The following is a 19,593-nucleotide window of genomic DNA, read 5'->3' as shown; positions in this document are numbered from 1 at the left end:
TATGGCCGGATCCACCGGGCTGCCACCGGGAGCGGCGCGCGGCGCGTGCACGGGGCTGGGCCTGCGGCGCACCCGGCGCGCACACTGTCGGGATGCAGGTACAGCTCGCAGGGGAAGCGCGGCGGCCGGACCGCGAGAGCGAGGACTTCGCGGCGGCCACCTCGGAGGCGCTGGTGCTGCTCGACGGTTCGAGCTCGCCGTCCGGCCTGGAGTCCGGCTGCCGCCACGGCACCGCCTGGTACGTCCGCAGACTCGGGGTGCACCTGCTCGCCAGGCTCACCGACCGCGCGGACCGCTCGGTCGCCGAGTGCCTGGCCGACGCGATCGCCGAGACCGCCGCCCTGCACGGCGGGCGCTGCGACCTCGCCCACCCCGACACCCCGGCCGCGATGGTGGTGGCGGCCCGCCGGCACGGGTCCGCGCTGGAGTACCTGGTGCTCGGCGACTCGCTGCTGGTGCTGGAGCCGGCCGCCGGCCCGCCCCGGGTGATCGGCGACACCCAGCGCTTCCCGGGCGGGGAGGAACTGCGCCGGCAGGTCTGGTCGACGGTGCCCGGCACCGCCGAGCGCGCCGCGCTGCACCTGGAGTACGCGCTGGCCGTCCGGGCCGCCCGCAACTCCGGCCGCGGCCCGCGGATCGCCGCCGCCACCCCGCGGGCGGCCGCGCACGCCGAAACCGGCTTCGTCCCCCTGGCCGGCCTGCGCGCGGTGGCCGCCCTGTCGGACGGCGCCGCCCGCTTCACCGACCGCTTCGGCCTGGGCAGCTGGGGCGACGCGCTACGACTGCTCGCGGAGTCCGGCCCGGCCGAACTGATCGCCCAGGTGAGGGCGGCCGAACGGTCGGACGCCTCCTGCGAACGCTGGCCCCGCGGCAAACCCCACGACGACGCCTCGGCCCTCTACGCGCGGCTCTGAACAGCCGTGCGCCGGCCGTGCGAGCGTCCCGGGGAGGGGGCTCGCACGGCCGGCGGTGGGGCAGCGGGCCGTCAGCGGGCGTCGGCGGGGATGGTGCCGAGGCGGCCGGCCTGGAAGTCGGCCATGGCCTGCTGGAGTTCGCGGTGGCTGTTCATGACGAACGGGCCGTAGTGGGCGACGGGCTCGCGGATGGGGAGGCCGCCGAGGAGGACGACCTCGAAGTTGTTGTCGCGGGACTCCTGCTTCTCGTCGGCGCGGATGGTGATCGAGTCGCCGTCGCCGAAGAGGACGGCCTGGCCGCGGTGGAAGGGGCGGTGGTCGGTGCCGGCCGAGCCGTTGCCGGCGAGGCCGTAGGCGAGGGCGTTGAAGTCGGGGCGCCAGGGGAGGGTGATCTGGGCGCCGGGGCTGACCGAGGCGTGGATCATGGTGATCGGGGTGAAGGTGGTGCCGGGGCCCTGGTGGCCGTCGACCTCGCCGGCGATGACGCGCAGCAGCGCGCCGCCGTCCTCGGTGCTGAGCAGCTTGACGCTGCCGCCGCGGATGTCCTGGTACTTGGGGGCGATCATCTTGTCCGAGGCGGGCAGGTTCACCCAGAGCTGGAGGCCGTGGAAGAGGCCGCCGGACTTCACCAGCGACTCCGGCGGGCTCTCGATGTGCAGCAGGCCGGAGCCGGCCGTCATCCACTGGGTGTCGCCGTCGGTGATGGTGCCGCCGCCGCCGTGGGAGTCCTGGTGGATGAACGTGCCGTCGATGATGTAGGTGACGGTCTCGAAGCCGCGGTGCGGGTGCCAGGGGGTTCCCTTGGGCTCGCCGGCCGCGTAGTCCACCTCGCCCATCTGGTCCATCATGATGAACGGGTCGAGATACTTGGTGTTGATCTTGGCGAAGGCGCGGCGGACCGGGAAGCCCTCGCCCTCGAAGCCCTCGGGGGCGGTGGCCACGGTGAGGACCGGCCGGGCGCTCGTGACGGTGGGGTCGGGGGTGGCGACGCGCGGGAGGGTCAGCGGGTTTTCGACGGTCACGGCGGGCATGTCGGCCTCCTTCGGTGGGTGTTCCTCTGGCCTGTGTGCACGAGGTTAGTTCAATGCTCAACAAGAAGCAAGTTGAATGTTGAACTAAATAGATGCGGGACGGCCGCCCGGCCGGGGGCGGGCGGGCCCCCGTCCATCGTCCGTCAGCCGTACATCCGGCGCATGGTGAAGTCGACCATCTGCTCGACCGCCTTGGCGTCGAACACCATCCGGTGCTCGCCCTCCATGTCCAGCGCGAAGCCGTAGCCGGTCGGCAGCAGGTCGAGGACCTCGGCGCCGGTGACGGTGAAGTGCTTGGAGTCCTTGCCGGCGTAGCGGCGCAGCTCCTTCAACGAGCTGAACATCGGGATGACCGGCGTCGGCGTGTTGTGCAGGGCCAGGAAGCCGGGCCGCTCGCCGCGCGGGCAGTGCACCTTGGAGGTGATGAAGATGGCCTGGAAGTCTTCCACCGCCATCGAGCCGGTGGTGAAGGCGCGGACCGCGTCCGCCAGGGACGGCGGCGACGGCTCCGGGTAGAGGGACTGCTGGGCGTTCGGCGGCTGCTCGCCGTACGGGCCCGGGCCGGGCATGCCGTTCATGCCCGGCTGCGGCCCCGCCTGCTGGTAGGGATCGCCCGGGTACGCGTTCTGGTCATAGCCGTACACACGGACAGGCTATCGGGAGCGCGGGTCCCCGCGCGGGCGTCGATCCTGACAAGAGCGAACCGTCCCGGCTTGTGGGACGTGACCACGTTCATATGCTGATCCGCGGAGGATTCCCGGGCGGGGGCTTGAAACAAGTTACCGCTGGGTAGCATCATGAGGCCTACTGGTGGGTACGGGCGCCCGAACGCGGAGATGTCCCGGAAGCGACGAACCGGAGATAACGGCCATGGGTCACTACAAGTCCAACCTGCGGGACGTGGAGTTCAACCTCTTCGAGGTGTTCGGCCGCGAGCAGGTGTACGGCACCGGACCGTTCGCGGAGATGGACGTCGAGACCGCGAAGAACATCCTGAGCGAGATCTCGCGCCTCGCCGAGAACGATCTCGCGGCGTCCTTCACCGGCACCGACCGCAACCCCCCGGTCTTCGACCCGGAGACCAGCACCGCGCCCGTCCCGGCGGCCTTCAAGAAGAGCTACCAGACCTTCATGGACGCCGAGTGGTGGCGCCTGGGCATCCCGGAGTCGATCGGCGGCCAGGTCACCCCGAACTCGCTGATCTGGGCCTTCGCGGAGCAGATCCTCGGCTCCAACCCGGCCATCTGGATGTACTCCTCCGGCCCGGCCTTCGCCGGCGTCATCGCCGAGGAGGGCACCGAGGCCCAGCTGGAGATCGCCAAGCGGATGACCGACCGGCTGTGGGGCTCCACCATGGTCCTCACCGAGCCGGACGCCGGCTCGGACGTGGGCGCCGGCCGCACCAAGGCCGTCCGGCAGGAGGACGGCTCCTGGCACATCGAGGGCGTCAAGCGCTTCATCACCTCGGGCGAGCACGACATGTCCGAGAACATCGTCCACCTGGTGCTGGCCCGTCCCGAGGGCGGCAAGCCCGGTACCAAGGGCCTGGGCCTGTTCGTCGTCCCCAAGTTCGACTTCGACTGGGAGACCGGCGAGCTGGGTGAGCGCAACGGCGTCTACGCCACCAACGTCGAGCACAAGATGGGCCTGAAGGCCTCGAACACCTGCGAGATGACCTTCGGCGCCAAGCACCCGGCCAAGGGCTGGCTGCTCGGCGAGAAGGTCGACGGCATCCGCCAGATGTTCAAGATCATCGAGTTCGCCCGGATGATGGTCGGCACGAAGGCCATCGCCACCCTCTCCACCGGCTACCTGAACGCGCTGGAGTACGCCAAGGAGCGCGTGCAGGGCGCCGACATCTCGCAGTTCCTGGACAAGACCGCCCCGCGCGTCACCATCACCCACCACCCGGACGTGCGCCGTTCGCTGCTGACCCAGAAGGCGTACGCCGAGGGCATGCGCGCCCTGGTGCTGTTCACCGCCTCCGTCCAGGACGACATGGCGGCCGCCAAGCTGCGCGGCGAGCACGACGAGGCCGCCGAGCGCCTGAACGACCTGCTGCTGCCGATCGTCAAGGGCTACGGCTCGGAGAAGTCCTACGAGCAGCTCGCCCAGTCCCTGCAGACCTTCGGCGGCTCCGGGTACCTCCAGGAGTACCCGATCGAGCAGTACATCCGGGACGCCAAGATCGACACCCTCTACGAGGGCACCACGGCCATCCAGGGCCAGGACTTCTTCTTCCGCAAGATCGTCAAGGACGGCGGCCAGGCGCTCACCGCGCTGTCCGAGCAGATCCAGAAGTTCCTCGGCTCCGCCGAGGGCGGCGACGCCCTGGCCGCCGAGCGCGAGCTGCTCGCCAAGGCCGCCGGCGACCTGGAGGCCATCGTCGGCAAGCTGCTCGCCGACCTCTCCTCGGTCGAGCAGGACGTCAAGAACATGTACAAGGTGGGCCTCAACACCACCCGCCTGCTGATGGTCTCCGGCGACGTCGTGGTCGGCTGGCTGCTGCTGCGCCAGGCCGCGGTGGCCCTGGCCAAGCTGGAGGCCGGCGCCTCCGAGAAGGACGTGCCGTTCTACCAGGGCAAGGTCGCGGCCGCCCGCTTCTTCGCCCGGAACGTGCTGCCGACCGTCGCCCCGCAGCGCCTGATCGCCGAGGGCGTCGACAACGAGATCATGGAGCTGGCGGAGGAGGCGTTCTGACGCCGCCCGCGCCACCCGCCTGACCCCACCCCACCCTCACGCCGAAGGGCCCGGTCCCCCCGACCGGGCCCTTCGGCGCACCCGGAGCGGGGCCCGTACCGCTTGTCGAGGGGGCGTCAGTTCACGTTTCTGTCTGTGTTCTGCATCCGTTGGGATGCTCCGAGTGTCATGTCCGTGTACGGGCATATGCTCAAGGTGCGAAGCCGATCCCCCATTTCGGCCTCGGCCCTCCCTCGACCCAGGAGCAGCATGTCGACCGCCGCCCGCCAGGCCTTCTTCGACCGGACGCACACCGATGACCTGATCGCCTTCCTCGGCACCTCGCCGTCGCCCTACCACGCGGTCGCGAGCGCGGCCGAGCGTCTGGAGAAAGCCGGCTTCCGGCAGGTGCTGGAAACGGACTCCTGGGACGGCGTGGCCGGCGGCCGGTACGTCGTCCGCGGCGGCGCGCTGATCGCCTGGTTCGTGCCGGCCGGCGCGGGGCCGGAGACACCGTTCCGCGTGGTCGGGACCCATACCGACTCACCCAACCTGCGGGTGAAGCCGATCCCCGACACCGGATCGGCGGGCTGGCGGCAGGTCGCGGTGGAGATCTACGGCGGGGTGCCGCTCAACACCTGGCTCGACCGGGACCTCGGCCTCTCCGGCCGGCTCACCCTGCGCGACGGCAGCCGCCGGCTGGTCCAGCTCGACGAGCCGCTGCTGCGGGTGCCGCAGCTGGCGATCCACCTGGACCGCCAGGTCAACGACGGCATGAAGCTGGACAAGCAGCGTCACCTCACGCCGATCTGGGGCCTCGGCCCGGTCGACGAGGGCTCGCTGATCGGCTACGTCGCCCAGCGGGCGGGGGTCGACGCGGCCGAGGTGACCGGCTGGGACCTCATGACCCACGACGTCCAGCCCGCCTCGTACCTGGGCCGGGACCGCGAGCTGCTGGCCGGGCCCCGGCTGGACAACCTGCTCTCGGTGCACGCCGCCACCGCCGCGCTGGCCGCGGTGGCCGCCGCCGCCGAGACGGACGGCGCGGCGCTGCCGTACATCCCGGTGCTGGCCGCCTTCGACCACGAGGAGACCGGCAGCGAGTCGGACACCGGCGCACAGAGCCCGCTGCTCGGCAACGTCCTGGAGCGCAGCGTGTACGCGCGCGGCGGCGGCCTGGAGGACCGGGCCCGGGCGCTGGCCGGCACCGTCTGCCTCTCCTCCGACATGGGCCACGCCGTCCACCCGAACTACAGCGAGCGGCACGAGCCGGGCCACCACCCGCTGCCCAACGGCGGCCCGATCCTCAAGGTCAACGTCAACAACCGGTACGCCACCGACGGCGTCGGCCGGGCGGTCTTCGCGGCGGCCTGCGAGAAGGCCGGCGTGCCGTGGCAGACCTTCGTCTCCAACAACGCCATGCCCTGCGGGACGACGATCGGCCCGATCACCGCGGCCCGCCTCGGCATCCAGACCGTGGACTGCGGCATCGCCGCGCTCTCCATGCACTCGGCGCGCGAGCTGTGCGGCGCGGAGGACCCGTACCTGCTGGCGAGCGCGATCAAGGCGTTCCTGGAGGGCTGAGCCCCCGCCCGGTGCGGAGGGGCCGGCCCCTCCGCACCGGCGAATGCCGGCCGGCCCCTCAGGACCGGCCCCTCAGGACCGGCTATTCCAGGCCGGCTACTCCAGGCCCGCCAGCACCAGCGGCAGCCGGCGCGCGCCGTCGGCGGTGAGCCGCACCGGCACGCCCCAGTCCTGCTGGTGGACGTGGCAGGCCGGGTACTCGACCGCCGGGTCGTCGTCGCAGGACGCCGCCATCGCCGAGACGTGCAGCACGCCCTCGGCCACCGTGTCGGAGAGCACCAGTTCGCGGGAGAGCGCGCTGTCCGCGCCCGCGCCGGAGACCAGCAGCTCGGGCGGGGTGGCGCTGACCAGCAGCCGGGTGGACGGGCCGTAGCGCTCGTCCAGCTTCTGGCCGGTGGGTGCCTGGAAGACCACGTCCAGCCGCAGCGCGCCCGGCGCGACCTCGGTGGCGGCCCGCTGGGTGCGGTGCGCCACCGCGTCCACCCGGACCGCCTCCTCGGGCAGCCGCAGCCGGGTCAGCCGGTGCCGGGCGGACTCGACCACCACGATGTCGCCGTCCACCAGCACCGCGCCGGACGGCTCGCGCAGGTCGGTGGCCAGCGTGCTGACCTCCTCGCTCGCCGGGTCGTAGCGGCGCAGCGCGTGGTTGTAGGTGTCGCTGACGGCCACCGAGCCGTCCGGCAGTACGGTGATGCCGAGCGGGTGCTGGAGCAGCGCCTGCCCGGCCGCGCCGTCCCGGTGCCCGAAGTCGAACAGCCCGGTGCCGACGGCGCTGTGCACGGCCTTGGTTTCACGTGAAACCCAGCGCAGCGCCGAGGTCTCGGAGTCGGCGACCCAGAGCCGCTCGCCGTCCGCCGAGACGGCCAGGCCGGACGGCTGGGCGAACCAGGCCTCGGCGGCGGGCCCGTCGACCAGGCCCTCGTTGGTGGTGCCGGCCGCGACGCCGACGGTGCCGGCCGCCGGGTCGTACGCCCACAGCTGGTGGACGCCGGCCATCGCGATCCAGACCCGGCCGTCGAACCAGGCGACGTCCCACGGCGAGGAGAGGTCCACCTCGCGGGCCGGGCCCTCGGTCGCCGAGCCCTGCCACCACTGCCGGCCGGTGCCGGCCAGGGTGGTCACGGTGCCGTCGGCCAGCCGGACGCCGCGCAGCGCGTGGTTGACGGTGTCGGCGACCACCACGTCGTGGTCGGCGGTGCCCTCCGGCAGCAGCACGAGGCCCTGCGGCTCGCTGAACCGGGGGCGGTCGCCGTCGACCAGGCCGCGCACCCCGTCGCCGATCCGGCGCACCACGGTCTCGCCGTCGGCCGCCAGCTCGACCAGCGAGTGGTGGCCGGAGTCGGCCACCAGGAAGTGGCCGTTCGGCAGCCGGACGGCCTTGCCGGGGAACCTGAGGTCCCCGGCGGCCGGCTCGGGCGCCACGTACGGGCCGTCGCCGCGGCGCAGGGTGCCCTTCGCCGCGTGCTCGGCCTCCAGCTCCTCGACCAGCCGGGCGATCGCGTGGGCGTGCCCCTCGCCGGCGTGCTGGGCGACCACGTACCCCTCCGGGTCGATCACCACCAGCGTCGGCCAGGCCCGCACGGCGTACTGCTTCCACGTCGCGAGCGCCGGGTCGTCCAGCACCGGGTGGTGCACCTCGTAGCGCTCCACCGCGTCCACCACGGCCCGGTGGTCGGCCTCGTGCACGAACTTGGGCGAGTGCACGCCGACGATCACCACGGTGTCCCGGTGCTTCTCCTCCAGCTCCCGCAGCTCGTCGAGGACGTGCAGGCAGTTGATGCAGCAGAACGTCCAGAAGTCTAGTACGACACACTTACCCCGCAGGTCGGCAAGCTTGAGTTCCTTGCCGCCTGTGTTGAGCCATCCACCAGCGCCGACCAGCTCGGGGGCGCGGACACGTGCACGAGAAGCCATGCCCCAATCAAACCCCACCAGGGGCGTCCGCATTTCCGGGTATCTCGGTTCAGGGACCAGGCATGCGGGCGGCGCTGGTTTCCACGATCTCGCGAGCGACCAGTAGCGGGGTGTCCTCCCACCCGAGCAGAGCCTTCGTGATGGCGACGGCCGGAACGATGCCCGTCCCACGCTCCACCAATAGGGCCTAAAGCTCGGCGGTGGCTGTGCCCGATGGCGCCTGCGCTGTCGTCGTCAGGTCGTCGGCACCGACACGCCGCGCTCCCAGAGTTCTTCGGCGTGGGATGTGAACCGGTCGAACATTCCGCCGTCCTGCTGTCGGCGGAGGTGCATCATCGGTGAATCGTGCCCGACGAGCCGGGCCAGGTGAGGCGTCACAAGGGCCTGTGAGTCGAACCGGAACACGGACAGGCCGACGTGGGTGGGGGCGTCGTCGGCGGCGCTGTAGCGGGCCTCCACACCCTCTACGTCGCGCATCTTGGCCAGATTCTCCAGAGTGATCCGGATACGGGTCGAGACGGTCAGGGCGACATCCTCGACCCGTTCCCTCTGCCGCGTCGTCTCGCCGTCCGGATCGCCCAGCAGGAACCGCACCCGACAGCCGGCCTCGGCCTTGGCGCGCAGGGTGTTCAGAAAGTTGGGCTGCTCCAGCCAGAGGAAGTAGTTCGTGAAGCCGGCGAAGAACAGATCATCCCTGGAGTCACTGATCAACTGCCCCCACGCTGCCGATGTGCAGGCGGAGCGGTAGGGGTAGACGGCGACGACTTCCCGGTCGGGGCCGGTCTTCAGGGTCGTCCGTACGATGTTCGGCCACAGCATCGCTTCACTCACCCCTAGCGCTTCGCTCGCGTCGACCCTGTTCCGAGCGTGAGGGACCAAGGCCTCATCCGTCAGCCATCGTTCCACCGTCTTAGGTGTCACCCCCACGCGGGTGGCCAACTGTCGGACGCTCACCCGGGCGTCCCCCATAGCGCGGTGAAGGGCAGTGTTCAAGAGACTCCCCCGAGACATTTGGGCGTTCTCAGACGCTACCGCCGAGCCGGGCAGGATGTCCCAGCTTTGGCCACTGTTCTCGCCCGAACGGGCCGCTATACCAGTGGGGGACAGACCCGGACAGTGAGTGGAGCCGACATGTCAGCAGAGAGGCGGGCCGAGACCTGCCACAGAGTTGTACCCATGCCCCCACAGCGTGGAGTCCTTGTCGATGTCTGGGGCGTCGCTGACAGCGATGCTCCTGGCCGCACCGTGACCGGGCCTGAGGGTGACGCGGTGATCTTCTACAGCTTCACCGACGCGTCACGGTGGGTGGCTGACCGTGGCTGAGCAGTGGGAACCGCAGGCAGGGCAGATGGCCTACGACCGGCGTTCGGGCCAGGCGGTCAGGATCATGTCGGTGCACACCTTCGGTGTGTTCGTCCGGCCTCTCAAGGGCGGGCGGGAGACGATCACGAAGCTGCGCGACCTGATCCCGCCGGATGACCAGCCGGGCGGATTCAACGCTTGGCAGGCAAACCGGGGTTGAGCCCGGCGCGTCAACGAGAAAGGGCGCCCACTCTGGGCGCCCTCTCGCTTGCTGCTCCCTACTCGGTGCCGAGCGCCCGATACAGGGTCGCTCGGCTGACTCCCAGCGCCCTGGCGATCACGGTCACGCTCTCACCCTTCGCCCGGCGGGCATGGGCCGCAGCAAGCTTGTCAGCGTCCAGCACATTGGGTCGTCCGCCTGTCCGCCCCTGCGCTCTGGCGGCCTCCAGGCCGGCGCGGGTGCGATCCTTGATCAAGCTGCGCTCGAACTCCGCCATCGCGCCCACCACTTGGAGCATGAGGCGGCCGTCCGGCGTGTTCGGGTCGATGCTGGCGAGCGCCCCTGTCAGGACCTTGAAGCCGATCCCCCGCGCCGATAGCGCGTCCACCATGGTCACCAGGTCGATCAGCGACCGAGCGAAGCGGTCCAGCTTCCACACGCAGAGCGTGTCGCCGGGGCGCAGGTAGTCCAGCACGGAGGCAAGCTCCGGGCGATCCGTGTTCTTTCCGCTCGCCTTGTCCGTGAAGATCCGGGCGCAGCCTGCTGCGGAGAGCGCGTCGTGCTGAAGCTGCGCCTCCTGGTCGTCGGTGGAGACTCGGGCGTAGCCGATCAGGTGTCCGGTGTTCGTCGCCATGCCCCAACCGTCTCACAACTCGTCTCATAACTCCAGGAGGTGCGGGTGGTTTTTGAGACGGGTTTTGAACGCGGTATCGGCTGCCTCGGCGCCTCCCGGATGGCGTCTCACAAACCATCGTTTCTGAGACGCCATGCAACCGTGACCCAACGTCACGACCAGGCGTCGCAACGAAGAACCGGGGTCGAGTGCACGCCTCCAGACCCGTACGGACCGAGGAGCCCAGCACCTCACCGGTCGGCGAGGCGCCCGCCCGGGGGGTCACCCCCTCTCCCTTGCCGTCCAGAGTGGCCAAAGTGCCCTACTGACCCCTTTTTTCTAAACCCCATAACGCGAGTAAAGATAAATAGGAAAAGGGTGGTTGTTTGGGCACTTTCGCCCCTGCGGGCACCGATTGGTGACGTAGGGGCATGGGCGAATGATGCACAGTGACGAAGGGGCGTGGCCGGCGGCCAGAGACACGTCACCCCTGCTGGCCGACGGCGAACGCCACACGGCCGCCAGCGGGCACGAGAGGGCCCCACCCGACCACAATGGACCAGGCGGGGCCGAGAGGGCCGCACAGCGCGGCTACTCCGTGATCGCGGCCCACTTGATGCGAACCCGCTGCTCCGGGATGAAGCGCTTCCCTCGTTCGCCCTTGCTGATGAACACGCCGTCTATGGCCAGGGACAGGCGGTCCCGCTTCTCATCCTGCGTCGAAGCCTCCCACGCTGGGTACAGCATCTCGCTGTCCAGCAACGGAGTGATGTCGACGGCGGGGAACGGGATGTTGGCGAGATCGGCGTGCAGGCCGTCGATGCGGCTCTGGAGTCGGGCGGCGAGGCGGTCGTAGCGGTCGATTGCCCCGGGGCGGTCGAACTCGCCACGGACGTAGCGTGCGTCCTCCAGGTCGGCCATCCGGGCTTCCTGATCGGTGATTTCGGAGGCGATCGCGTCCCGCTTGGCGAAGGTTTCGGGATCGGTCCGCTTCATCCACCGGTCAGCGATCGTCACCAGCAAAGGGTCGTCCAGCTCCAGCGCGGGGAGCAGCGAGAGGAACCGCTCGGACACATAGGCGTCCACCCGGTCGGCCATGGCGCTGGCGCCGGGGCACTGGTTGCCCGCCCGGCGGGCCATGCACTGGTAGCTGTTGCCGACCTTGTGCATCCGGCGTCCGCATCCCGGCACGTCGCAGAACACCAGGCTGGTGAGCAGCGCCGTGCCGTTCGGCTTCGGCATCCGCTTGCCGGCGTGGACGCGGGTCCTGGATTCGAGCTGCCGGATGATCCGCTCGCGCTCGCCGACCGTGATGATCCCCTCGCCGATGCTGACCGTGTCCAGCGTCTCGGGGTCGCGGTAGGGGAACACCCGGCTGGTGAACTTGCGGCTGCCGTCCTCGGCTTCCACGGATTCGGTCTCGGGCATGAGCCCGGCGAAGGCAGGCGCCTTGACCAGGTTCATGATGCTCGCGGCGTTCCACTGGCCACCCCGGGCCGAGGGGATGTCGTACTCGTTGAGCAGTCGCGCGATCTGCACGAGGGACTTGCCGGCCAGCGCGTCATCCGCGATCAGCCGGGCGTAGACGGCGGTCTCGGGGTCGTGCGTCAGCTTTTTCGTGGTCGGGTCGACCAGCAGCCCGTACGGAGGCTGTCCGCCGATCCACTGGCCCTGGCGGCGCAGGTGCCGCTTCGCGTGGGCCACCCGGGTGCCGAGGTTCTTCGACTCGGACCGGGCGAGTTCGGCCAGCATGGCGACGACCATGCGGGCCGAGTCGTTCGAGGTGTCGAGACCATCCACGACAGAGACCAGACGGCCGCCCGCTTTCTCGATGTCGTCCAGGACCTTGCCGACCTGCCCGATGCCCTTGCGGGACAGCCGGTCCAGCTTCCACACGATCAGCGTCCCGACGACGCCCGCCGTGACGGAGGCAAGGGCGGAGTCGAAGCCCTTGCGCTCGACGTCCTTGAAGCCGGAGCGGCCCCGGTCGATGTGGACCTTGCGGACCGTGAGGCCGTTGCGCTCGGCCCATGCGCGGCAGTCGGCTTCCTGCCGTTCGATCGCCGTCTTGCCGTCCCGGTCCAAGGACAGCCGAAGGTACAGGTCGCACAGGGTGTGGTGGTGCACGTACGCCCCCTCTGGAGATCCCTACATTGTGTAGGACTTCCAGAAGTCCAGGATGGTGATCTTGCCCCGGAAGTCGGCGAGCGTCAGCTCCTTGCCGCCGGTGTTCAGCCAACCGCCTGCCCCGACCAGCTCGGGGGCGCGTACACGTGCACGAGATGCCATGGGCCAATCAAACAGCACCGGCCCGCCCGGCATTCCGCCACCGGGCCCGGCGCGGGGCGGCCGGGTGGTGTCCGGTGGGATCCGGCGCCGTTCGGCGGCTCAGACGATGAGGTGGGGCAGGAAGCGGGCGCCCTGGTGGGTGATGGGGCTGTCGTCGGTCTCGCGGATGCCCAGGCCGGCGGCCTCGCCGTCGACGACCCAGGTGCCGAGGACGGGGCGGTTGCCGTCGAAGTCGGGCAGGGGGTGGAGCTGCTGGTAGCAGTGGCCCTCGGCGCCGTAGCGGTCCGGGTCGCCGGCCCAGTCGGCGAGGCGGGTCTCGCGGCCGCCCGGCTCGACGATGCGCACGCCCGCGCCCTCGCGGCCGAGCAGCGGCTTGGCGGCGTAGCCCGGGCCGTCCGGGGCGGCGAGTTCGCGCGGTCCGTCCAGGTAGGCGGGCAGCAGGTTGGGGTGGCCCGGGTACAGCTCCCAGAGGACGGCCAGCAGGGCCTTGTTGGAGAGCAGCATCTTCCAGGCCGGCTCGATCCACATCGTGGAGCCGGTGGAGCCGCCGTGGTCGACGACGTCCAGCAGCTGCCCGCCGAACTCGTCGGTGGCCAGCCACTCCCACGGGTAGAGCTTGAACGCGGCGCGGACGAAGCGGTGCTCCAGGTCGACGAAGCGGCCGGACAGGCCGTCCCAGCCGATGTCCTCCATGGCGATGCCGACCGTTTCGAGGCCGGCCTGCTCGGCGCACTCCTGGAGGTAGAGGGTGGTCATCCAGTCCTCGCCCTCGGTGTCGCCGCGCGAGTGCGCGAAATGCACCGGGCCGGGCGGCAGCAGGTGCTTCTGCCGCTCCCAGGCGGCGACCAGCCGCTCGTGCAGCGAGTTCCACTGGTCGGCGTGCGGGAACCGCTCCTCCATCCAGAACCACTGCGGTCCCGCCGCCTCGATCAGCGAGGTCGGGGTGTCGGCGTTGTACTCGAACAGCTTCGCCGGGCCGGTGCCGTCGTAGGCGAGGTCGAACCGCCCGTAGAGGGTGGGCTGTTCGTCGCGGCGGTGCCAGGACTCGGTGACGGCGGCGACGAGCCGCGGGTCGGTGATGCCGTAGTCGGCGAATCGGCCGGTGCGGACCACGTGGCCGGCGGCGGCCAGCGACATCTCGTGCAGTTCCTCGACCACCTCCTCCAGCGCCTCCACCTCGGGCAGCGAGAACTCGTAGTAGGAGGACTCGTCCCAGTAGGCGTGCGGGCCGCCCTGGTTGCACGGGTCCGAGCACATCGCGTAGATGAGGCCCTGGCCCTCGACGGTGGCCAGCCAGTCGGGGCGGGGTTCGACGGTGCGGCGGCGCACGTCGGATCAGCCCCCGCCCGAACCGCTGGAGCCGGACGGGCAGCCGAAGCCGCCGCGCTTGGTGGCGGCCTTGTCGAAGGTGCCGCCGGTGGCGGTGGCGGCGCCGGAGCCGCAGTAGTACCAGCGGCCCGCGGTGGTCGTGGTGCCCTTGGTGGTGCAGGAGTGGCTGTCGAGGACCTTGAGGGTGGCCGGGTCGACGCAGCGGCTCGGCGGGTTCTTCCCGGAGGAGGACGAGCAGCCGGAGAGCGCGAGCGCGAGGGTGCCGACCATGCCCAGGGCGACGAAGCCGGAGCGGCGGCGGGCGGGTGCCCCCGGGGCTGCGGCGGCCGGCAGTGCGGCGGCCGGCACCGCGGCGGCCGGCAGTGCGGCCCGGTCTGCGGCCGGATTTGCGGCCGGATTTGCGGCGGCCGGTCCGGGGATGTCCGGTATCCGGATGGAACTGGCGGGCAACGGCTGGGTCATGGCGTCCGATGGTACGCGTGGCCCGGATGGTGCGGGAGGGGCCGGTTCCTCTCGGAATCCGGCCACGAATGGGTTATCTTTTGCCGATCCTTGACCGCGGGAGGGGGCCCGCGCGCGGGCGGCCCGGCCCACGGCGTGCGACCTGCGACACGGACCCGGGGGGCCACACACCCATGAACGACATCCTGAACGGACTCGGCGCGGCGGCGGCCTTCGGCGGCGTCGGCGTGGTCCTGCTGCTCCTCGGCATCGTCCTGGTGGACCTCCTGACGCCGGGCAAGCTCGGCCGCCAGATCTGGGTGGAGCGCAACCGCAACGCGGCCGTGCTGCTCAGCTCGGCGCTGCTCGGCATCGGCGGCATCGTCTTCACCGCGATCCTCTACACCTACGAGGACTTCGGGAAGGGCCTGGCCTCCACCGTCGCCTTCGGCGTCCTCGGCCTGGTGCTGATGGCCGTCGCGTTCTGGGTGGTGGACGTGCTGACGCCGGGCAAGCTGGGCGCGATCCTGGTCGACCCGGAGCCGCACCCGGCGGTCTGGGTGACCGCCAGCTGCAACCTCGCGGTGGCCGCGATCGTGTCCGCCTCGATCGCCTGACGGCCGGTCGGGCCGGGCGGCCGCTACGTCCCGACGGGGTGCGGCCGGCCGCCCAGCACGTGCTCGCGCCCCCAGGCGCCCAGCGGGGCCAGCGCCTCGTTGAGCCGCAGCCCGGCCGCCGTGAGCGAGTACTCGACCCGCGGCGGCACCTCCTCGTACGACTCGCGGTGCACGATGCCGTCCGCCTCCAGTTCGCGCAGGTGGGCGGCCAGCACCTTCTCGGTGATCCCCGGCACGTTGCGGCGCAGCTCGCCGAAGCGACGGTTCGGGTGCCCGGCCAGCTCCCAGAGGATCAGCACCTTCCACTTGCCGCCGATCACGTCCATCGCGGCGTCGATCCCGCACACGTACGCGCCGGGCCTCGGTACGGTCGCCATGCCCTGCCCCACCCACCCCTTCGCCGACCTGCTCGCTCACCTCAGGGTAACCACCCACTCCGAAGTGCGTACTTGATCACCCCTCGGGCCGGAACGAGGCTGATCGGTATGACCGACACGACAGCCGACACCGTTCCCGCGACCGCCTCGACGACCCCGCCCGCCCCGCTCACCCTGCTCGGCCTCGGCGCGATGGGCGCCGCGCTGGCCGAGGCCTGGCTCGCCGCCGGGCATCCGCTGACCGTCTGGAACCGCACCGCCGCCCGGGCCGAACCGCTCGCCGCGAAGGGCGCCGCCGTTGCCGCCACCGCGGCCGGGGCGGTCGCCGCCAACCGGCTGGTGGTGGTCTGCCTGCTCGACGACGCCTCGGTCGAGGAGGCGCTGGCCGGGGCCGACCTCAGCGGCAAGGACGTCGTCGACCTGGTCACCAGCACCCCCGGCACGGCCCGCGCCCGGGCGGCCTGGGTGACCGGCCGCGGCGCCCGCTACCTGGACGGCGGCATCATGGCCGTCCCGCCGATGATCGGCGTCCCGGAGGCCGGCCCGTACGTCTTCTACAGCGGCTCGCGCGAGCTGTTCGAGGAGCACCGCGCGGCCCTCGCCGTCCCGGCCGGGACCAGGTACGTCGGCGAGGACGCCGGCTTCGCCGCGCTGCACGACGTGGCGCTGCTGAGCGCGATGTACGGGATGTTCGCGGGCATCGCGCACGCCTTCGCGCTGGTCCGCGCCGAGTCGGTGGACCCGGCCGGCTTCGCCCCGCTGCTCTCCTCCTGGCTGACCGCGATGACCGGCTCGGTCGCGGCCACCGCCGGGCAACTGGCGACCGGGGACTACACCAGGGGCGTCGTCTCGAACCTGGCGATGCAGGTCGCCGGTGTGCCGACGTTCCTGCGCACCGCCGAGGAGCAGGGCGTGAGCGCCGAACTGCTCACGCCCTACTTCGGGCTGATGGCGCGGCGGCTGGCCGAGGACGGCGGGGAGGAGGGCCTCACCGGGGTGGTCGACCTCCTGCGCGGCTGAGCGCCCCACCCGAGGACGCCCTCCCTCCGCGCCCGGTCGGCAGGCTCCGTCAGTCCCGCACCGGGTGGTCCGCCGCCTGGCGGTCGCCGGGGAGGCGGCGGCGCAGGGCCGGGTCGGTGAGGGTGCGGGGCGTCCAGGCGCCGTCCGGCGGGTAGACGTCGGTGCCCGGCGGGACGACGGCGTCGATGCGGTCCAGGACGGCGTCGTCCAGGACCAGGTCGGCGCCCTTGAGGGCGGCCTCCAGCTGGCCGAGGGTACGCGGTCCGATGATCACCGAGGTGACCGCCGGGTGCGCCAGCGGGAAGGCGACGGCCAGCTCCGGCAGGGTGCGGCCGAGGTCCTCGGCGACGGCGGTCAGCGCCTCCACGGCGTCCAGCTTGGCCCGGTTGACCGGCAGTGCCGGGTCGAAGCGGGCCGGCATCAGGGCGGCGCGCCCGCTGGTCAGGTCGATCGGCCGGTCCTTGCGGTAGCGGCCGGTGAGGAAGCCCGAGGCGAGCGGCGACCAGGTCAGCGCGCCCATGCCGAGCCGCCGCACGGTCGGCAGCACGTCGCGCTCGACGCCGCGGGCGAGCAGCGAGTACGGCGGCTGCTCGGTGCGGAAGCGGGGCAGGCCGCGCCGCTCGGCGACGTGATGGGCCTCGACCAGTTCGTGCGCGGGGAAGGTCGAGCAGCCGAAGGCGAGGATCTTGCCGGCCCGCACCAGGTCGCCGAGGACGGCGAGGGTCTCCTCCAGGTCGGTGCCGGGGTCGGGCCGGTGCACCTGGTAGAGGTCGATCCGGTCGGTGCGCAGCCGGCGCAGGCTCTCCTCGACCTCGTGCACGATCCAGCGGCGGGAGTTGCCGCCGCGGTTGCGGCCCTCGCCCATCGGGAAGTGGACCTTGGTGGCGAGCACGACGTCGTCGCGGTCGCCGCGGGCCTGAAGGGCCTTGCCGACGATCTCCTCGGACTCGCCGGCCGAGTACATGTCGGCGGTGTCGACGAAGTTGACGCCCGCGTCGAGGGCGGCGTGGACGATCCGGGCGCAGTCGTCGTGGTCGGGGTTGCCGATCGCGCCGAACATCATCGTGCCGAGGCAGTAGGCGCTGACCTCGATGCCGGTGCCGCCGAGGGTGCGGTAGCGCATGGTGGTGGTCCCCCTGGTGTGTGCGGGTCGCTGATCCGACCACCGACCCTAGGAGTTGGAGTGCGCTCCAGGGCAAGGGGCGTTTCCCCGCGTCTCCCCGCGTCTCCCCGCCGGGAGCCGGCGAACGGCCGGCCGCCCGGGCCCGTGTTGCCGAAACAGCAACGAAAGTTGCCCGCCGTCCGGTGGTCGGCGCAGCCTGGCGGTGGAGGTGATCGCCGTGAGCGACACGCGAAACGGGACCGTTCCCGAGATCCCCGCCGCCACCGACGGCTATGACGTCGTGGTGGTCGGCGGCGGCGCCGCCGGACTGAACGCGGCCCTGGTGCTGGCCCGGGCCTGCCGCCGGGTGGCCGTGGTGGACGCCGGACAGCCGCGCAACGCCCCGGCCGCGCGGATGGGGGGCTTCCTCTCCCGGGACGGCATGTCCCCGGCCGCGCTGCTGGAGACCGGCCGCGCCGAACTGGCGGGGTACGGGGTGGACCTGCTCGACGCCCGGGTGGACCACGTCGAGCCGGTGCCGCTCGCGGACGCCCCGGCCTTCGACGTCCACCTGGCCGGCGGCCCGGCGCTGCGGGCCCGCCGGGTGGTCGTCGCCACCGGACTGCGCGACGGCCTGCCGGAACTGCCCGGCCTGGCCGAACGCTGGGGCCGCGACGTGCTGCACTGCCCGTACTGCCACGGCTACGAGGTCCGCGACCGCCCGCTCGGCGTGCTCGGCACCCACCCCGGCGCGGTGCACCAGGCGCTGCTGCTGCGCCAGTGGTCGGCGGACGTGGTGCTCCTCGCGCACACCCTGGACCTCTCCGCCGACGACCGGGCCAGGCTCGACGCCCGGGGCGTGCGGACCGTCGAGGGCGAGGTCAAGCGGGTGGTCGTCACGGACGACCGGCTGCGCGGCGTCGAACTCGCGGACGGCACGGCGGTGCCGCGCGAGGCGGTGTTCCTGTTCCCGCACCTGGTGCCCAGGGACGCCCTGCTGTTCGGCCTGGACTGCGAGCGGGACCCGCAGGGCTGGGTGACCACCGACCGCGCGGGCCGCACCAGCGTGCCCGGGGTGTGGGCGGTGGGCAATGTCGCCGACCCGCGCGCCCAGGTGGTCACCGCCGCCGGGGCGGGCGCCGCGGCGGCGTTCGCGCTCAACCACGACCTGGTGGACGAGGACGTCGACCGCGCCCTCGCCGCCGCCTGAGTCGACCCACCGAGAGGACGGAGTTCCCCATGACCCAGCACGCCCACGCCCACGCCCACCAGCACTCCCACGGCCACGCCCACCACGGCCACGGCCAGGACGCCGACTTCGACTGGGACGCCCTCGCCGTCCACCTGGAGCGCGAGGCCGAGGTCCAGGCCCCGGCCGTCACCGCGGCCGCCCGCTGGCTGGGCGGACTGCTGGACGGCGTCCCGGTCCGCCGGGTGCTCGACGTGGGCAGCGGCCCCGGCGTGATCGCCGGGCTGCTCGCGGACGGCTTCCCGGACGCCGAGGTCGTCGCCGTCGACCAGTCCGCCGCCCTGCTGGAGCGCGCCCGCACCCGGTCGGCCGGCCGGGTCGGCACCCACCGGGCCGACCTGCCCGAGGACTTCGGCACGCTCGGCGGCGCCGAGCTGGTCTGGTCCGGCAACGCGATCCACCACCTCGGCGACCAGCAGGCCGCGTTGACCGCGCTGGGCGCCACGCTGCGCCCGGGCGGCGTGCTGGCCGTCGCCGAGCGCGGCCTGCCGGCCCGCTACCTCCCGCGCGACCTCGGCCTCGGCCGCCCCGGCCTCCAGGCCCGCCTGGACGCGGCGCACGAGGAGACCTTCACCGCGATGCGGGAGTCCGCCCCGGGCAGCGTGGCCGTGGTCGAGGACTGGCCGGCCCTGCTGGCCGCCGCCGGTCTGGTCCCCGCCGGCAGCCGGACCTTCCTGGTCGACCGCCCGGCCCCGCTGGACCCCGCCACCCGCGAGTTCCTGCACGTCCAGCTCGCCCGCCGCCGCGAGCAGTTCGCCGGTCTGCTGGACGCCGACGACCGCGCCGCCCTGGACGCCCTGCTGGACCGCGACGCCCCCGCCGGCATCCTCAACCGCCCCGACGCCTTCTACCTCGCCGCCCTCACCGTCCACACCGCCCGCGCGGCCGGCTCGGGACACTAGGGCACGCCCT

At 72.1% G+C, this 19,593-nt stretch carries 19 protein-coding genes; 8 read left to right on the top strand and 11 right to left on the bottom strand.

The features are described 5' to 3' along the window. The first annotated feature begins 92 nt into the window (after nucleotides 1-92). A complete protein-coding gene (locus ACFZBX_RS05065; protein WP_391531575.1) occupies nucleotides 93-914 on the top strand; it encodes an integrase in 822 nt (273 codons plus the stop codon). A 71-nt stretch (nucleotides 915-985) separates the two neighbouring features. On the opposite strand, the gene ACFZBX_RS05060 is transcribed toward ACFZBX_RS05065, so the two are convergent. Together ACFZBX_RS05060 and ACFZBX_RS05055 are read right to left on the bottom strand one after the other, a co-directional pair. After that, the gene (locus ACFZBX_RS05060) at nucleotides 986-1,945 is read right to left on the bottom strand and encodes a pirin family protein (RefSeq protein ID WP_391531574.1); all 960 of its coding nucleotides are present in this window, start codon (nucleotides 1,943-1,945) and stop codon (nucleotides 986-988) included. Nucleotides 1,946-2,088: 143 nt separating this feature from the next. Beyond that, nucleotides 2,089-2,589 (bottom strand): SseB family protein, encoded by a 501-nt coding sequence (locus tag ACFZBX_RS05055; protein ID WP_391531573.1) that lies wholly within the window; start codon nucleotides 2,587-2,589, stop codon nucleotides 2,089-2,091. A 226-nt stretch (nucleotides 2,590-2,815) separates the two neighbouring features. On the opposite strand from ACFZBX_RS05055, the gene ACFZBX_RS05050 reads away from it, so the two are divergent. Beyond that, nucleotides 2,816-4,645, top strand: coding sequence for an acyl-CoA dehydrogenase (locus ACFZBX_RS05050; protein WP_391531572.1), 1,830 nt, complete (start codon nucleotides 2,816-2,818; stop codon nucleotides 4,643-4,645). A 249-nt stretch (nucleotides 4,646-4,894) separates the two neighbouring features. Next, complete coding sequence (locus tag ACFZBX_RS05045; protein ID WP_391531571.1) at nucleotides 4,895-6,208, top strand: M18 family aminopeptidase; 1,314 nt, start codon at nucleotides 4,895-4,897, stop codon at nucleotides 6,206-6,208. A 96-nt stretch (nucleotides 6,209-6,304) separates the two neighbouring features. Here the strand turns inward: ACFZBX_RS05045 and ACFZBX_RS05040 are convergent, their stop codons facing one another. Then, nucleotides 6,305-8,122: an NHL domain-containing thioredoxin family protein gene (locus ACFZBX_RS05040; protein WP_391531570.1), complete on the bottom strand. Its 1,818-nt coding sequence runs from the start codon at nucleotides 8,120-8,122 to the stop codon at nucleotides 6,305-6,307. Nucleotides 8,123-8,356: 234 nt separating this feature from the next. Beyond that, nucleotides 8,357-8,953, bottom strand: coding sequence for a DUF5919 domain-containing protein (locus ACFZBX_RS05035; RefSeq protein WP_391531569.1), 597 nt, complete (start codon nucleotides 8,951-8,953; stop codon nucleotides 8,357-8,359). A 484-nt stretch (nucleotides 8,954-9,437) separates the two neighbouring features. Between ACFZBX_RS05035 and ACFZBX_RS05030 the strand changes: the two genes are divergently transcribed. After that, nucleotides 9,438-9,644, top strand: a complete 207-nt coding sequence (locus ACFZBX_RS05030) for a hypothetical protein (protein ID WP_391531568.1) — start codon at nucleotides 9,438-9,440, stop codon at nucleotides 9,642-9,644. 58 nt (nucleotides 9,645-9,702) lie between these two features. Here ACFZBX_RS05030 and ACFZBX_RS05025 read toward each other — a convergent pair whose 3' ends face one another. The 5 genes from ACFZBX_RS05025 to ACFZBX_RS05005 all read right to left on the bottom strand — a co-directional run bounded on the left by ACFZBX_RS05025 (nucleotide 9,703) and on the right by ACFZBX_RS05005 (nucleotide 14,337). Then, nucleotides 9,703-10,278, bottom strand: coding sequence for a recombinase family protein (locus tag ACFZBX_RS05025; protein ID WP_391531567.1), 576 nt, complete (start codon nucleotides 10,276-10,278; stop codon nucleotides 9,703-9,705). A gap of 570 nt (nucleotides 10,279-10,848) precedes the next feature. Next, nucleotides 10,849-12,384 (bottom strand): recombinase family protein, encoded by a 1,536-nt coding sequence (locus ACFZBX_RS05020; RefSeq protein ID WP_391531566.1) that lies wholly within the window; start codon nucleotides 12,382-12,384, stop codon nucleotides 10,849-10,851. Between the two features lie 21 nt (nucleotides 12,385-12,405). Next, nucleotides 12,406-12,546 carry a hypothetical protein gene (locus ACFZBX_RS05015; protein WP_224281159.1) on the bottom strand — a complete coding sequence of 47 codons (141 nt, stop codon included), beginning with the start codon at nucleotides 12,544-12,546 and terminating at the stop codon, nucleotides 12,406-12,408. Nucleotides 12,547-12,645: 99 nt separating this feature from the next. Next, on the bottom strand, nucleotides 12,646-13,875 hold the full coding sequence (locus ACFZBX_RS05010) for a glutathionylspermidine synthase family protein (RefSeq protein WP_391531565.1): 1,230 nt from the start codon (nucleotides 13,873-13,875) through the stop codon (nucleotides 12,646-12,648). Nucleotides 13,876-13,881: 6 nt separating this feature from the next. Further along, the gene (locus tag ACFZBX_RS05005; RefSeq protein WP_391531564.1) at nucleotides 13,882-14,337 is read right to left on the bottom strand and encodes a hypothetical protein; all 456 of its coding nucleotides are present in this window, start codon (nucleotides 14,335-14,337) and stop codon (nucleotides 13,882-13,884) included. A gap of 173 nt (nucleotides 14,338-14,510) precedes the next feature. Here ACFZBX_RS05005 and ACFZBX_RS05000 point away from each other — a divergent pair, with 173 nt between their 5' ends. Then, entirely contained in the window at nucleotides 14,511-14,933 is a 423-nt protein-coding gene (locus ACFZBX_RS05000) for a DUF350 domain-containing protein (protein WP_391531563.1), read from the top strand. Nucleotides 14,934-14,956: 23 nt separating this feature from the next. Here the strand turns inward: ACFZBX_RS05000 and ACFZBX_RS04995 are convergent, their stop codons facing one another. Beyond that, nucleotides 14,957-15,310 carry a winged helix-turn-helix transcriptional regulator gene (locus ACFZBX_RS04995; protein ID WP_391531562.1) on the bottom strand — a complete coding sequence of 118 codons (354 nt, stop codon included), beginning with the start codon at nucleotides 15,308-15,310 and terminating at the stop codon, nucleotides 14,957-14,959. 108 nt (nucleotides 15,311-15,418) lie between these two features. On the opposite strand from ACFZBX_RS04995, the gene ACFZBX_RS04990 reads away from it, so the two are divergent. Then, complete coding sequence (locus tag ACFZBX_RS04990; RefSeq protein ID WP_391531561.1) at nucleotides 15,419-16,330, top strand: NAD(P)-dependent oxidoreductase; 912 nt, start codon at nucleotides 15,419-15,421, stop codon at nucleotides 16,328-16,330. A 49-nt stretch (nucleotides 16,331-16,379) separates the two neighbouring features. Here ACFZBX_RS04990 and ACFZBX_RS04985 read toward each other — a convergent pair whose 3' ends face one another. Further along, the gene (locus ACFZBX_RS04985) at nucleotides 16,380-17,453 is read right to left on the bottom strand and encodes an aldo/keto reductase (RefSeq protein ID WP_391531560.1); all 1,074 of its coding nucleotides are present in this window, start codon (nucleotides 17,451-17,453) and stop codon (nucleotides 16,380-16,382) included. A 211-nt stretch (nucleotides 17,454-17,664) separates the two neighbouring features. Here ACFZBX_RS04985 and ACFZBX_RS04980 point away from each other — a divergent pair, with 211 nt between their 5' ends. After that, complete coding sequence (locus ACFZBX_RS04980) at nucleotides 17,665-18,642, top strand: NAD(P)/FAD-dependent oxidoreductase (protein ID WP_391531778.1); 978 nt, start codon at nucleotides 17,665-17,667, stop codon at nucleotides 18,640-18,642. 29 nt (nucleotides 18,643-18,671) lie between these two features. Then, nucleotides 18,672-19,583 carry a class I SAM-dependent methyltransferase gene (locus ACFZBX_RS04975; protein ID WP_391531559.1) on the top strand — a complete coding sequence of 304 codons (912 nt, stop codon included), beginning with the start codon at nucleotides 18,672-18,674 and terminating at the stop codon, nucleotides 19,581-19,583. Nucleotides 19,584-19,593: the final 10 nt, after the last annotated feature.

The sequence above is a fragment of the Kitasatospora sp. NPDC008115 genome (assembly GCF_042957205.1).
GTDB lineage: Bacteria > Actinomycetota > Actinomycetes > Streptomycetales > Streptomycetaceae > Kitasatospora.
This window is presented reverse-complemented; position numbering and strand designations above follow the sequence as displayed.